The following is a 14064-nucleotide window of genomic DNA, read 5'->3' on the forward strand; positions in this document are numbered from 1 at the left end:
AATATGAAAATAATAGCTAATTTTAGCCGCTTACTGATTGCATGTAGCATTGTAATGCTAACTGCATGTGGTGGTGGCGCTAGTAACGATATAGATTCTGGGCAAGTTTTATTGACCTGTAGTGTCCCGCAAATCCCTAATGAAGCGGGGACTGAGTGTGTTGATCCGCCACCGATTAGTTGTCCGGCACCAACGGTACCCGATGAGAATAATGAAAGCTGCGTAGTAGGCGCTGATCCCACTTTGCCTGATCCTGTGGTTTTCCCTGCAGATGACGAAGCCATCTTATTCTATAACCGCACCAGTGATGATGCCTACGAAGGCTATCGATTACACTCATGGAATAATGATGACTGCGATGCGTACGCAGCGCCGTTTGATGCCACTGATTGGGCCAATGGGCATGAATACGATGGTATTGATCCTAACTATGGCGCGTACTGGATTGTAAAATTAAAAGAAGGTTACAACGAGTGTGCTAACTTCATTGTGCATATTGGTACCGAAGGGTCTGGCAAAGCGTTTGGTGATGTTGATTTAAAAATGCCATTGATGCAGGACGATGAAAAGTTCCAACGTATGAACTTTACCATTCATGGTGAACCATCAGTATTTGAATATCCAATTGTTAGCTTAGGTGAGCGCCCGGTGAGTATTTCTGGTGCTTCAGCGCATTGGATAGATTTATCAACTGTGATTTACCAGCCAAGTAATGAGCTGACAAGCATCATTAAATTACACTCATCAAACAGTGCAGATTTAGCTGTCGATGAAGATACTGGTGAGTTAAATGGTCAAGTGGTTGAGCTTACATCGACATCTTTGAGCGATGAACAAATCGCTAAAGTACCGCACCTTGCTGGATGGAATGCATACCAAGGTAACTGGGATGCAGCCGCTGCAAAAGAGCTTATTAAACAACAACTGGTTGTGGCAGGCTATGATGCTGATGGCAAGCTAACAGAAGCCACTTATGTGCAAACCGCTAAAGCCCTCGATGACTTATACACCAGTGGCGAAAGTGATGCTAATGAAGCACAACTAGGTGTGCATTACGCCAATAATGGCATTGATGTGTCGGTATGGGCTCCAACGGCAAGCAATATGAAATTAGCGCTGTATGATGCTGATAAAACAGAGCTTGAACAACTTGCTATGACCTTTGATAGCACAACGGGTATTTGGTCTAGCAATGTCGATATCAGTCACGATCGCCATTACTACCGCTTTATGTTTGATGTTTATCATCCAACGACTAAGCAAATTGAAAGCTTATGGAGCACAGATCCTTATTCATTAAACGTTTCAACCAATGGTCTATATAGCCAACTGATCAACCTTGATGATGAAGATACTAAACCAACCGGCTGGGATGAGCGTATGGTGCCAACGGTTGATTACCCTGAGCAAGCGGTCATTTACGAAGGTCATGTGCGTGATTTTAGTGTACGTGATGAAACCGTCAGTGAAGCAAACCGTGGTAAGTATCTTGCGTTTACTGAGCTTGATAGCGCACCAATGCAACATCTTAAAAAGTTAGCAGATAATGGCTTAACACATTTCCATTTACTGCCACTGACTGATATTGGCACCATTGATGAAGATGCCAGTCAGCGTGTTGATATTACTGCAACCTTAGGTGATTTATGTAGCCGCATTGACGATGATGCCGATGCATGTAAAACCGAAGATAAGAGTGCATTGATAGTTGATTTAATGGCGTCATACCTACCTGGTTCTGATGATGCTCAAGCACTCGCTAATGCAATGCGTGGTGTTGATAGCTTTAACTGGGGTTATGATCCGCATCATTTTATTGCGCCTGAAGGCTCTTACGCTTCATCGCCTGAAGGTATTGCACGAGTCAAAGAAACGCGTGCGATGATCCAGTCTTTACAAGAAATTGGTTTACGTGTCGTGCTTGATGTTGTTTACAACCACACGACCTCATCAGGTGTTTGGGATAAATCAGTGTTCGATAAACTGGTACCAGGTTATTACCACAGATATAACGAAACCTCTGGTGATATTGAGCGCTCAACCTGTTGTGAAAATACCGCGACTGAGCATGTCATGATGGACAAGTTTGTTGCTGATTCTATGGTGATTTTAGCCCGTGATTTTGGTTACGATAGCTTCCGCTTTGATGTGATGGGGCATATGCCAAAAGCATCAATTATGACCGCGCTTAGTGCAGTACAAGCGGTTGACCCTGATACCTACTTCTACGGTGAAGGGTGGAACTTTGGTGAAGTCGCAGATAACCGTTTATTTGTGCAAGCTAAACAAATGGATATGGCTGGCACTGAAGTAGGCACCTTTAATGACCGTATCCGTGAGGCAATTCGCGGTGGTGCGTTCTTTAGTAATAATGCCACAGATGGCAATTTATCTGAGCAAGATACGTTGCGTTTATCACTGGCAGGTAACTTACAAAACTACATTCTTAAAGACTTTAAAGGTAATTCAGCAAAAGGCAGTAGCTTTAGTTGGAGTGGTCAGCCTGCGGCTTATGCACTCGATCCGGCTGACAGCATTAACTATGTCTCTAAGCATGATAACGAAACATTGTGGGATCAGCTGCAATATAAACATGGCACTAACTTAAGTATTGAAGAGCGTGTGCGTGTTCACAATATGGCTTTAGCTATGCCGCTGATGAGCCAAGGTATTCCATTTATGCAAATGGGTGCTGATCTGCTGCGTTCTAAATCAATGGATCGTAACAGCTATGATTCTGGTGATTGGTTTAACTTTGTTGATTTCAGTAAAGAAACCAACAACTGGAATGTAGGTTTACCGCCTGCGCAAGATAACCAAGCGAAGTGGGGCGAAATTGCACCTATTTCGGCAAATACGAATGCGCAAGCGATGGCTAGCGACATTGAATACGCAAGTAATGTATTTACTGAGTTCTTAGCAATTCGTAGTGCCAGCCCATTATTTAGTTTAACCACAGAGCAAGACATCTTAGACCGCGTTGGCTTCCACAATATTGGTAAGCGTCAACAGCAAGGCTTAGTCGTGATGAGTATCGATGATGGTGTTGGTTTGACTGATCTAGATAGCCAATACGATGCCATTGTCGTGGTGATGAACGGCACTGAGCAAAGCTTATCGCATACGGTATCAACGGCTGCGGGTTTTGAGCTTCACCCTGTTTTAAAAGCGAGTGTTGACTCAAGTATGTCCGCAGCAAGCTTTATGGCTGGTGAAGGCGAAGGTACCTTTAATGTTCCGCCATATACTGTTGCTGTGTTTGTGAAACCACAAGGTGATGCACAAGGTGAAGGCTTAAGTGCCGATGCGACTGTGGGTGCGCCAGATATTGTGCCATTTGGTAGCACAACAGTTTATGTTCGTGGCTCGTTAAATGACTGGGGTACGACAAATAGCTTTGAATATGTAGGTAATGGCGAGTACAAAATTGCCATTCCTCTAACAGCAGGTAGCTATGAATTTAAAGTGGCTTCTGAAGATTGGTCTACCGTTGATTTTGGTGCGCTTTCTGCCGATGTTGCTGAAGTGCTCGAAGGTGAAGATGAGCCGCTAACACGCAGTGGCGCCAATATGACCTTTACGGCGGCAATGGATGCTGTTTATGTGTTCTCATTCGATGCCACAGACACCGATAACCCAGTACTTAAGGTTTATAATGAAGAGCCATTTGTTGGTACGCCAATTTATGTACGCGGTAGCTTAAACGATTGGGGTACCAGTGACGAGTTAATGTATCAAGGTAAAGGTGTTTATACCTTCACTAAACAGTTAACTGCGGGTAGCTATGAGTTCAAAGTGGCCTCTGAAGATTGGAACACGGTGGATTATGGCTCAGGTGAAAGTAGTGCAGCGATTACAGTGGGTACTGAAAAACTACTTGCGGTAAAAGGCGCAAACATGACAATGGATATTGCAAGCGATGGTCAATATCAGTTTGTGTTTGATGCCAGTAACCTTGAAGAGCCACTTATGACTGTATTCAATGCAGAAATGTTTGGCGCAACTCAGGTTTACTTACGCGGTAGCGTTAATGGCTGGGGCACAGATAACCCACTGATTTATGCTGGTGATGCGATGTACAGTACCACCATGACATTAGAAGCAGGTGACTATGAGTTTAAAGTCGCTTCTGAAGATTGGAGTACCGTAGATTATGGCGGCAGTGGTGATGCCCCTGTTGCAGTGCTTGGCGAAGCCGCTTTACTAGAAGCCGTTGGTGCCAATATCGCCCTGAGTATTGCAGCTGCTGGCGATTATCGTTTTACAGTGCAAGGACCTGATCTGAGTAAACTAACAGTGACGGTTGAAGCAGTGGAGTAGCTTTCCCTGCAGTACCCTTAAGCCGGGCTTTTGCTCGGCTTTTTTTGTATTTAATGAAAAGTTTGTATATTGTCATAACTACTTATCAAGGAGCCTATGATGACAGAAACCAGTTTATTGAGTGCCAGCTTTGATCCAAAAGTAAAACAGTATTGGTTATTACTGGGTATTTTTACCTGTGTGATTAGTATGGTAGGTATCCCTTTCATTCCCATTGTTGCGTTAATAATCTGGCTGGTGGCAGGGCGTATTTTAGCGGCGATGTCAGCCACGTTGCTAACGCGTAAGTTAGTGGTAAAACGCGGTGTATTCTTTAAAGAAGAAAAATCGATCCCACTTGAAAAAATAACCGATGTGGCACTTAGCCAAGGTCCTTTAATGCGTCAATTTGGCCTTTATCGACTGAGCTTTGAAACGGCAGGTCAATCAGGACAAGGTGCATTGGTATCATTGCTCGGAGTGGTTGATGCTGAGACGTTTCGTGAAGCAATCTTAAAACAAAAAGATCAAATGACTCAAAGCAGCAATACTAAAGCTGAGCATCAACCCGAAGATACTCAGTTAGAACTGCTGCGCTCACTTACTTATAGCGTAAAAAACATTGAGCAAATGTTAGTTACGCTATTAGATGAAAAGCGTTAAGCCATTTGTAAAGTAGAGCTACCAGCTTGTACGCTGAGCGCTTTTTGACGCTCGTTAAGCAGTGTGTAATCGGCTGTTTTAACGCTACTTACATAATGCCACTGGGCAAGCGCTTGCTGTTGAGTAAAGGTGACCGTTAAGTAGCCTCGTTCAACTAAGTTGTTGTAGGCTAAGTCGTTAACCAGTAATGCAATAACTTGCTCAATTTGTGCGACAGCCTCACTCGATTGCGTATTTAACGCTAAGTAGTTCTCAAGACCCGGAGAAGAAACCGAAGATGTTGCAAACTCAACACCAGCTGCAGCGTTAGCAGAAACAGGGTTACTTGCATCAGTGACTAATTGTCCTGCCCAGCTGTTATGCGTATCACCAGCTAAAACCACCAAGTTCTTTTGTGCAGCAATTGCAGTCCCAAGTATTACCTCTCGTTCATAAGCATAGCCATCCCATGCATCAAGATTATAAGGCGCTGTTGTTTCTACGCGTGCTCGCTGCTCACTAGTAACTGTTGGATCGCCAGCTAATACGCGCCCTTTAATTTGCGCAAGCTCACTAAATAAGGTATTTGCTTGAGCAAGTAATGCAGATGGATCAGCACCGTTTGCTTGAGTCACTTGAATATCCATTAGTAACTGTAAAATCTCGAATGGCAAATGCATTTTGGTCATCAGCACTTGTTGCCCAAGTACTTGCCATTGTGTTGTTGCTGTCGTTAAACCATCAGTCAGCCATGTAAGTTGCTCGTTACCTAATAGAGCACGAGTAGGTGAGCTAATTGCTGCAACAAAGTCAGTTTGTCCTTGGCTGCTGGTCAAGTCGAAATCCGCATAATTAACTTGCTCGTCGCGAGCTAAAACACGGGTATCGAGCATGTGTAATGAAACTAAATTACCAAACTCAAAGCGTCGATAAATACGTTCTTTATCGGCAACATTGCGGATAGGCATCCATTCAAAGTAGGCTTGTAACGCATGCATTTTGCGCTCGCTAAATTCACCTTCGCCGTCGTTGTGATTTTCAGCGCCACTATGCCATGTATCATTAGTTATTTCATGGTCGTCCCAAACAGTAATAAATGCACACTGACTATGGGCAGCTTGCAAGTTATCGTCTTTACGATAATGGGCGTAACGTTTGCGATAATCCGCTAAAGAAATGATTTCATCGCTATTGTCATCAGGTAATAAACGGCCAAGCTCGGCGGCATCTTCAGTGGCATAACCTGTATTACCATATTCATAGATGTAGTCACCTAAGTGCAGTACTGCATCTAAATCGGTTTGTTTTGCGATTTCACCATATACATGGAAGTAGCCAGCAGGATAGTTAGCGCAAGAGACAACGGCAAATTTTACTTGTTCTATGTTGTCGGTTGGAAGCGTTTTACCTGCTCCAGTAGGTGAGGTTTTACCATTACTTATGAAGCGGTAGTAATAGGTGGTGTTGGCATCGAGACCTTGCAGATCAACTTTTAAGGTGAAGTCAGTTGCATCGCTTACCTGTGTTTCGCCATCATGGCTAATGGTTGTAAAGTTAGCATCTGTTGAGGCTTGCCAAACTACGTTAACACTCGTGACGTTTTCAAGAGGTGTTATGCGAGTCCAAATAATTAGACTATCAGCGAGCGGGTCGCCACTGGCAACACCGTGATCAAAGCTGACAGGGATTTGCTTTGTGGTTTCGTCATCATCGTCATTAAGACTACAGCCCGTTAAACCAAAAGATAAAACGGCGGCTCCAAAACCAGCCGCCGATGCCTTTAAAAAGCGTCTGCGCGTAAAAGTCATTGCTCTGTACCTATAAGTAGAAAAGTACGAGCTTATCCGACCAGTGTTACTGTTCTATGAAGTTAAAAAACCTGACAGATTTGTTCGGCATTACAGGTGATTACAGTGACATTTTCGTAGCCAACACGAGTCAGTGCTTCGGCACTTAGTGTGGCGCGGGCACTACTTGCACAGTGTAAGTAAATGGGTCTTGCAGGATCTTTTTCAATTTCCATTAATTTCATTTCAAGTACACCACGTGGGATATTAATTGCACCTGTCGCTGCTTTAGTTGCGTGCTCAGCAGGTTCGCGTACGTCTATTAATAAACCATGGTTTTCGCTTAACTCTTGTTTTGCTTGGTCAGCGCTAATGCGGCGCTGGCTTGGGGCAATAATTTTCATTAAGTCAGGAATTGGTGTCAGCATACTAATCCTCCATGCCAAGTTTGCGTAAAATAGTGATCATTGGGCACCATTTAGTGAATGCCGATTGAATTAAGTTTAGAGCAATAAATACCGTAAACCAAATCCACAGCGGACTGTGAAACTGTTGTAGCAATAATGAAATACAGATCATTACACCAGCAATTAAGCGAAGCGCGTCATTTAGTTTCATAATAAGACCTCGATAACAGAGTGATGTATTTAATATATTAGATAATACTACATTAGTAAATTCTAATATTAGACTTTTCTAATATATCAATCTATACTTTAGCGGTATTTTAAGAATATAGAGTAGTGTGATTATGAACATCGATTTTGCGGCTATGGCCGACAATGTGGAGCAAGCAGAGCAAATGCTAAAGATATTGGCGAATAAAAATCGCTTGATGATCTTATGTTCGCTGCAAGATGGTGAAATGAGCGTGAGCGAATTAAACGAAGCTGTGCCATTGGCGCAGTCAGCATTATCGCAACACTTAGCGGCGCTGAGAAAAGTTCAGATAGTTGCGACTCGACGTGAAAGCCAAACTATCTATTATCGCGTGGTCGATAAAAGTGTTATGGCAATCCTTGAAACCCTTCATGGTTTATTTTGCAAAAGGTAGTTAAGCAATGAATGCTATCGATAATGCAGTAAAAAACAGCTTGAGCGGCCGCCTCCCCGTCATTATTTTTATTATGTCGGTGCTGCTTGGTTTAATGGCATTAAAGCAAACCCCTCGTGAAGAAGAGCCGCAAATTGTGGTTCCTATGCTTGATATATATGTGGCAGCGCCAAACGTCGAAGCGCCAGAAGTAGCTAGGCTGGTAACTGAACCATTGGAAAAGTTATTGGCACAGTTAACGGGCGTTGAGCATATTTACTCGACTACACAAAGTAATGCTGCTGTTGTTACTCTTCGCTTTGAAGTTGGTCACGACCGTGAGCAAGCCATTCTCGACACTTACGCTAAACTCTATAGCTATCAACACACGATGGCGTCAGTGATCAGCTCATGGCAAATACGTCCGGTTGAAGTGAACGACGTGCCAATAGTAATGCTGGGCTTATTTAGTAAAGATCCAAAACTTTACGATGATTATCAACTAACTCGCTTTGCCAACGAAATCGCTAACAGTTTACAGCGCATCGAAAATACCAGCGAAGTGAAAGTGATTGCTGGTCGAACACGTCAATTAACGATTAACCTTGATGCAAGTGCTCTTGCTGCACACCAAACAACATTAACCGATGTGTATTATGCGCTTAGCGTATCTAACCAATTAGTGAATGTGGGCAGCGTTGTTGAGGGTAAGCAGCAAATTGCCTTACAAGTGGGTGATGTTTTACGCTCTCAATCTGCGATTGAACGGCTTGTTGTCAATGTGGTTAATGGTAAGAGTGTTTACCTAAGTGATGTGGCCCAGGTGAGTGATGGGCCAAGCGAAGCACAAAGTTATCAATGGTTGGCTCAATCAGATAATCAGCAACAACTTCCTTTAGTCACTATTAGTGTCGCTAAACAAGCAGGTACCAATGCGGTAGCTGTAGCCAATGAAGTGCACAGCATGATGGATAGCTTATCGGCTAATCTACTACCAGATGAACTGGGCTACACCGTACTGCGTGACTATGGCCAAACCGCGAATGAAAAAGTAAATAACCTTACCTCGAGCTTAGTGTTTGCGGTATTTACCGTGGTTATTTTTGTTGGCGTATTTTTAGGTTGGCGACCAGCGATTGTTGTGGGGCTAGCGGTACCTATTTGCTACGGCATCACCCTGACACTTGATTTTGCCTTTGGCTATACGATTAACCGAGTCACGCTGTTTGCATTAATACTTTCTTTAGGTTTATTGGTTGATGATCCCATTACTGGGATAGACAACATAAGTCGCTTTTTAACAAAAAAAGGCGATAAAAAACAACGCATAGTTGATGCCATGAGCGAAATTCGTGTGGCGCTGTTTATGTCTACATTGACCATTATGGTGGCATTTATCCCACTTGCATTTATCACCGGCATGATGGGGCCGTATATGGCACCGATGGCATTTAATGTACCGGTCAGTGTGATGGTTTCAACCATAGTGGCATTTTTTGTCACGCCATGGTTGGCCATGAAATTACTGAAAGCGCCAGTTGATGACAGCATGCAACTAGAAGCCAATCCGCATAGCTTATACGAGCGCATATTATCACCATTACTTGAGTCTAAAGGCCGCGCCAAACTCGTTCTATGGACCACATTAGCCTTGTTTGTCGCCAGTGCCATGCTACCCGTAATGCGTGCAGTACCTCTAAAGCTATTACCGTTTGATAATAAAAACGAGTTGCAAGTTTTAATTGATATGCCAGAAGGCACAAGCCTTGAGCAAACCGCCGCTTTTACTCGACAAGTACAAACCATCACTTGGCAATTAAATGAAGTAAGCGAGGCGGCAGCCTACGTTGGTCAGCCATCAAGCATGGACTTTAATGGTATGGTGCGTGGTTATTATCGACGTGAAGCTGCTAATTTAGCTGAGCTCAGAGTATTACTGCTTGATAAAACTGAGCGTGATCATCAATCTCATGGCGTGGTCATGCGCTTGCGTGCCGCATTAGCGCCACTGGCAACCGATGGCATTGTAATTAAAGTGGTTGAAGTACCACCTGGTCCGCCGGTTTTAAGTACCTTAGTGGCCGAAGTTTACAGTGAGCCATTTGTTGATACAGACACTCACTATCAAGCAGCCCTTGCCGTTGCAGCAAGATTAAAGCAAGAGCCGCATGTGGTTGAGGTTGATACCAGTATTGCTGCCAATGCGCCGTTACAACGTTTTGTTACTGATAAAAGTAAAGCGTCATTGTCGGCGGTCTCTACGCAAGATATTGCCCAGACCTTAGCCATTGCCTCGCATGGGCAAAATGCTGGGGTGTTATATGTTAGCGGCGAAACAGATCCTGTCGATATAAAACTGCAACTGCCATATCAAGACCGTAACCAATTTGCTCAATTGCTGGCATTACAAGTTCGTGGTGATAGGGAGCTTGCAAAAACCAGTGACGAATTTGGGCTGCAAAGTGCACCGCGTCCGCTGGTGGCGCTATCTGAGTTAGGTGAATTTCAGCATCAAGAGGTTGCTAAGCCAATTATGCGTAAAGATCAGCGTAATGTTGTGTATGTTATGGCTGAGCTAAATGGCCGTACACCCGCTGAAATTATTGCTGACGTCAATGCCGACTTAGGCATCAGCGCTGACGAATTTAGCCAAACAGATTGGCAAAGTAGGCACTTTTTCAACAATGGTGGTAGCCAAGCTTGGCAATTACCTGCTGGCACTGACGTGACCTTTAGTGGTGAAGGTGAATGGCGAATTACCATTGATGTATTCAGAGATATGGGTATTGCCTTTGCGTTTGCGCTCACTGCAATTTTCATCATCTTACGCATTCAAACACACTCTGCGAGTTTGTCACTGATCATCATGTCGGCTATTCCATTAACCGTAATAGGGATCATGCCGGGCTTTTGGCTATTAAATCAATTTGGAGAGCGCAGTATTGCTGGTGCTCCAGAGCCGGTGCTATTCACCGCAACAGCCATGATAGGCATGATTGCACTTGCCGGTATTGTGGTTCGTAACTCACTTATTTTAGTTGAGTTTATAAATCAAGCTCGCGGCCAAGGTATGGCAATTAAACAGGCTTTAATCGCCGCAGGCACCGTGCGTATGCGCCCTGTGTTACTCACAGCGGGAACCACCTTATTAGGTAACTTGGTGATCACCCTAGATCCGGTATTTAGCGGTCTAGCGATCGCAATTATTTTTGGTATTGTGGCATCAACATTGTTCTCATTATTTGTTGTGCCGCTGGTTTATTATTTAGTGTTTGCAAAGGATGCAGCCAAAGAGGAACAAGCTCATGCAGGGTAAATCGAAACTTATTGGTTCAATCATCGCGTTATCTGTGATCATTGTGGCGGTACTTTACATGGCGGGCAGTTTCTCTGATAAGCAAGCTGCAGGCATGAAAAACCCATCAGCAAATGATTACACTGGTCAGTTAGTGACTGTGACACTGGCAGATATTGCGCGTGATGAAGTTGTACCGGGCACCGTGATTGCAAAACAAAATACGCAAATTTCATCACGGGTTATGGCACAAGTTGAGCGTTTAAATGTACGCGCTGGCGATACTGTAAAACAAGGTGACGTGCTAATTACCTTACAGCAAGATGACTTTAAAGCAGGACTTGCTCAAAGCGAAGCACAAATAAATGCAATTAATGCCTCGCTGACTCAAGCGGAGAAACAACTAAAGCGTATTAACGACTTATACAAGCAAGGATTGGTATCTGTTAGCGAATACGACGATGCAAAAGCAAGGTTCGATAATTTAACGGCGAACCTAGCAATTGCTAAGCAGCAGCAAACACAAGCGCAAGTTGCATTGAGTTTTACGCAAATTAAAGCGCCGATTTCAGGTGTCGTGGTTGAACGTTTTGCAGAGCCTGGGGATACCGCAACTCCTGGCACGCCATTACTCGCACTGTATAACCCACAGCAATTGCAATTAGCATTTAATGTCAGAGAACAACAAGCAATTAAGTTGAATGTTGGTCAAACTCTAACTGTTAAACTACCTGCTTTATCTACGTCAATGCCTGCCACAGTGACAGAAATTGTGCCGGTTGCTGATAGTGCTGCGCGTAGTATGGAAATCCGTTTAGAAACAGATGCGCAAACTGGATTAATGCCTGGGCTTTATGCGCAATTACAATTACCGCTCGCCACTGAAAAAGGGGTGTTGATTGACTCAAGCTGGGTACATCAATATGGCCAATTGAGTATGGTCTATTTACTTGAAAATAATCAGATAGTGCGCCGCTATGTGCGCCTTGGCGAAATGCTCGATGGACAGCAGCACATCGTTTCAGGTTTAAACCCGGGTGATGTGCTGGCTGTTGATTTTAAAGCTAAATAAAGGTCGCTATTTCGTCTAGCGACTTTTTCACTAAGGCATGCTCAGGGATGGTTGCATCTGTTCCTGGGTAGCCTGCAATTAGCAGCATGTAAGGGCGCTCATTATCTTTATCGCGGCCGCAAATTTCGGTTAAAAAGCTCATTGGCTTTGGTGTATGCGTAAGGGTTGCAAGGCCAGCTCTGTGTAGTGCTTGAATTAAAAAGCCGGTTGCTAGGCCAACAGATTCATGAACATAGTAATTGGTATTTTTGTCATCGGCAGAAATACCGCCTTTCTTTTGACTAAACACGGCAATTAGCCAAGGCGCATGCTCAAGGTAGGGCTTACTGGCATCTGTGCCAAGTGGTTTTAAGGCATCTAACCATTCTTCACCTGCGCGACCTTCATAAAATGAGCGCTCTAGTTTTTCAGCGGCTTCTCGAATTTGTTTTTTCACATCGCTGCTGTGTATTGCTACAAAGTGCCAAGGTTGATGATTGGCACCGCTCGGTGCAGTGCCAGCCGCTCTAATACAGGTTTCGATTATTTCTTTTGGCACTGGGCGGTCGCTAAAGCTGCGAATACTGTGGCGACGCTGACTCACGGCTAAAAACTCTTCGGCGCGTTTTAGCATCTCGTCATGAGGGTACTCAATAAAGTCGTTGAGTGGCTGATTTTTGTGTTCTTGCATGGCTTTTCGCTTCTTGTGTGTTGATGATTTTAATTATGAATATGTTGGTTTCGGCGGTACTCTTTTAATTCATTGCTCAACCAATCTTTTGCATTGAGTAACGACCCATTGCTGAGTCTTACTTTATAGGGCTTACCGCTCCATGAGCTTTTACTCGCTAGGTTTTCGATAAATTTTTCTGCAGTTTTTGCATAGCGGGTCGCTTTTCGATACTTCATAGCAAGGTGTTCGGCAGCATCTTGGCTTGAGTGCTCTGTGCCGTTGCGAATAAATACGGCATCGCTTTTAGCAACAAAATCAATGAGGTGATTTATCTCTTGTTCGGGGGTGGCTGCATCACTGAATTGGCTAATGCTCAATAATATTAACGCGATAAACCAATATCCTCTCATACATAATCTCATAGCGTTTGATGCTCTATCGTCAGGGTTGCAATAATTGGGTTATGATCTGAGCTTGCAAGCTCAGGTACAACGGTAGTTTCTATTTTGACACCACGCACCCATACTTGGTCAAGTGCTAATCCAAATGCTTTGGTGCGCTTATCATCTAAATAAATAGCTTCGTGCAAACCTAATTGGATCAATGTTTGCTGTAATAAGGCTTGGCGTTCATCACTCCAGGTATTGAGATCACCGGCAAATACGATTGGGCCTTTATGCGTTCGCATAATAGCGGCGGCATCGTCGAGCTGTTGCTTAAAGTCACTAACGCCAATCGTAAAGTTAATGGCATGTAGGTTAATACTGAGTAATAACTGTTGTTCAGGCAGCGCATACTCCACAATATTGGTGGCTTTTGGGCTACGTAGCCAAGGCTCTTTATGGGTGAGTGTACAATGCACAGTAGCTGGCCAGCGGCTGAGTGTCATAACCCCTGATTGCACGCCGCCACTCTTATACCCTTTAGCAAAGCGCCAATAGGGTTTGAGCTTTGTAAGTGCAGGTTCTTCGATAGCTTCTTGTAGTAACACAATATCAGCATCGGCATTTAGCTTTTGCAAATCTGTGAGTAAGCCATCTATTTGTGCTTTGTAGATATTCCAACTCAATAACTTGAACTGATAGGGCAAAATATAATGTTTAGCGTAAGTTTGCATGCGGCTTTGCGCTAATTGCTGTTGGCAATTAGCAAGGTTCACAGCGGTTTTGGTTATACCTTGTTGCTCATCAGAGCTAGGATCGCTTGAAAAGCTATACCAAGACAGCACACTCAAACACACAAGAAATAAAAATATACGCAGATATGCCGTCATAATGACCTTTA

Annotated in this window: 11 protein-coding genes; 5 read left to right on the plus strand and 6 right to left on the minus strand. The window is 43.8% G+C overall.

The features are described 5' to 3' along the window. The first annotated feature begins 3 nt into the window (after window positions 1-3). Both EXT43_RS15945 and EXT43_RS15950 read left to right on the plus strand, forming a co-directional pair. Window positions 4-4320 carry an alpha-1,6-glucosidase domain-containing protein gene (locus tag EXT43_RS15945; RefSeq protein ID WP_130167409.1) on the plus strand — a complete coding sequence of 1439 codons (4317 nt, stop codon included), beginning with the start codon at window positions 4-6 and terminating at the stop codon, window positions 4318-4320. 99 nt (window positions 4321-4419) lie between these two features. After that, window positions 4420-4962, plus strand: coding sequence for a PH domain-containing protein (locus tag EXT43_RS15950; protein ID WP_130167410.1), 543 nt, complete (start codon window positions 4420-4422; stop codon window positions 4960-4962). Here EXT43_RS15950 and EXT43_RS15955 read toward each other — a convergent pair. The 3 genes from EXT43_RS15955 to EXT43_RS15965 all read right to left on the minus strand — a co-directional run bounded on the left by EXT43_RS15955 (window position 4959) and on the right by EXT43_RS15965 (window position 7346). Then, window positions 4959-6749 carry an alkaline phosphatase D family protein gene (locus EXT43_RS15955; RefSeq protein ID WP_130167411.1) on the minus strand — a complete coding sequence of 597 codons (1791 nt, stop codon included), beginning with the start codon at window positions 6747-6749 and terminating at the stop codon, window positions 4959-4961. The genes EXT43_RS15950 and EXT43_RS15955 overlap by 4 nt on opposite strands. 62 nt (window positions 6750-6811) lie before the next feature. After that, window positions 6812-7156: a rhodanese-like domain-containing protein gene (locus EXT43_RS15960; RefSeq protein WP_130167412.1), complete on the minus strand. Its 345-nt coding sequence runs from the start codon at window positions 7154-7156 to the stop codon at window positions 6812-6814. A gap of 1 nt (window position 7157) precedes the next feature. Further along, window positions 7158-7346, minus strand: coding sequence for a DUF2892 domain-containing protein (locus tag EXT43_RS15965; protein ID WP_054562832.1), 189 nt, complete (start codon window positions 7344-7346; stop codon window positions 7158-7160). A 133-nt stretch (window positions 7347-7479) separates the two neighbouring features. Between EXT43_RS15965 and EXT43_RS15970 the strand changes: the two genes are divergently transcribed. From EXT43_RS15970 to EXT43_RS15980, 3 genes are read left to right on the plus strand one after another with little or no spacing between them, the layout of a single operon-like run. Then, entirely contained in the window at window positions 7480-7782 is a 303-nt protein-coding gene (locus EXT43_RS15970; protein WP_062564815.1) for a metalloregulator ArsR/SmtB family transcription factor, read from the plus strand. A 7-nt stretch (window positions 7783-7789) separates the two neighbouring features. Then, complete coding sequence (locus EXT43_RS15975) at window positions 7790-11077, plus strand: efflux RND transporter permease subunit (RefSeq protein ID WP_130167413.1); 3288 nt, start codon at window positions 7790-7792, stop codon at window positions 11075-11077. Beyond that, entirely contained in the window at window positions 11067-12128 is a 1062-nt protein-coding gene (locus EXT43_RS15980) for an efflux RND transporter periplasmic adaptor subunit (RefSeq protein ID WP_130167414.1), read from the plus strand. The genes EXT43_RS15975 and EXT43_RS15980 overlap by 11 nt, the downstream gene beginning before the upstream one ends. Here the strand turns inward: EXT43_RS15980 and EXT43_RS15985 are convergent. The 3 genes from EXT43_RS15985 to EXT43_RS15995 are packed head-to-tail and all read right to left on the minus strand — an operon-like array spanning window position 12121 to window position 14053. Continuing rightward, window positions 12121-12798: a nitroreductase family protein gene (locus tag EXT43_RS15985; protein ID WP_055198623.1), complete on the minus strand. Its 678-nt coding sequence runs from the start codon at window positions 12796-12798 to the stop codon at window positions 12121-12123. The genes EXT43_RS15980 and EXT43_RS15985 overlap by 8 nt on opposite strands. Window positions 12799-12827: 29 nt before the next feature. Continuing rightward, window positions 12828-13190, minus strand: a complete 363-nt coding sequence (locus EXT43_RS15990; RefSeq protein ID WP_240701518.1) for a DUF5329 domain-containing protein — start codon at window positions 13188-13190, stop codon at window positions 12828-12830. Window positions 13191-13198: 8 nt separating this feature from the next. Continuing rightward, window positions 13199-14053: an endonuclease/exonuclease/phosphatase family protein gene (locus tag EXT43_RS15995; RefSeq protein ID WP_130167415.1), complete on the minus strand. Its 855-nt coding sequence runs from the start codon at window positions 14051-14053 to the stop codon at window positions 13199-13201. Between the last annotated feature and the right edge of the window lie 11 nt (window positions 14054-14064).

The organism is Pseudoalteromonas sp. CO109Y (assembly GCF_004208935.1).
Lineage (GTDB): Bacteria > Pseudomonadota > Gammaproteobacteria > Enterobacterales > Alteromonadaceae > Pseudoalteromonas > Pseudoalteromonas shioyasakiensis.

What these genes read in the sequence shown, in the direction of transcription:
- EXT43_RS15945 (WP_130167409.1), top strand. Translation starts at nt 4, where the DNA reads ATGAAAATAATAGCTAATTTTAGCCGCTTACTGATTGCATGTAGCATT.
- EXT43_RS15950 (WP_130167410.1), top strand. Translation starts at nt 4,420, where the DNA reads ATGACAGAAACCAGTTTATTGAGTGCCAGCTTTGATCCAAAAGTAAAA.
- EXT43_RS15955 (WP_130167411.1), bottom strand. Translation starts at nt 6,749, where the DNA reads ATGACTTTTACGCGCAGACGCTTTTTAAAGGCATCGGCGGCTGGTTTT.
- EXT43_RS15960 (WP_130167412.1), bottom strand. Translation starts at nt 7,156, where the DNA reads ATGCTGACACCAATTCCTGACTTAATGAAAATTATTGCCCCAAGCCAG.
- EXT43_RS15965 (WP_054562832.1), bottom strand. Translation starts at nt 7,346, where the DNA reads ATGAAACTAAATGACGCGCTTCGCTTAATTGCTGGTGTAATGATCTGT.
- EXT43_RS15970 (WP_062564815.1), top strand. Translation starts at nt 7,480, where the DNA reads ATGAACATCGATTTTGCGGCTATGGCCGACAATGTGGAGCAAGCAGAG.
- EXT43_RS15975 (WP_130167413.1), top strand. Translation starts at nt 7,790, where the DNA reads ATGAATGCTATCGATAATGCAGTAAAAAACAGCTTGAGCGGCCGCCTC.
- EXT43_RS15980 (WP_130167414.1), top strand. Translation starts at nt 11,067, where the DNA reads ATGCAGGGTAAATCGAAACTTATTGGTTCAATCATCGCGTTATCTGTG.
- EXT43_RS15985 (WP_055198623.1), bottom strand. Translation starts at nt 12,798, where the DNA reads ATGCAAGAACACAAAAATCAGCCACTCAACGACTTTATTGAGTACCCT.
- EXT43_RS15990 (WP_240701518.1), bottom strand. Translation starts at nt 13,190, where the DNA reads ATGAGAGGATATTGGTTTATCGCGTTAATATTATTGAGCATTAGCCAA.
- EXT43_RS15995 (WP_130167415.1), bottom strand. Translation starts at nt 14,053, where the DNA reads ATGACGGCATATCTGCGTATATTTTTATTTCTTGTGTGTTTGAGTGTG.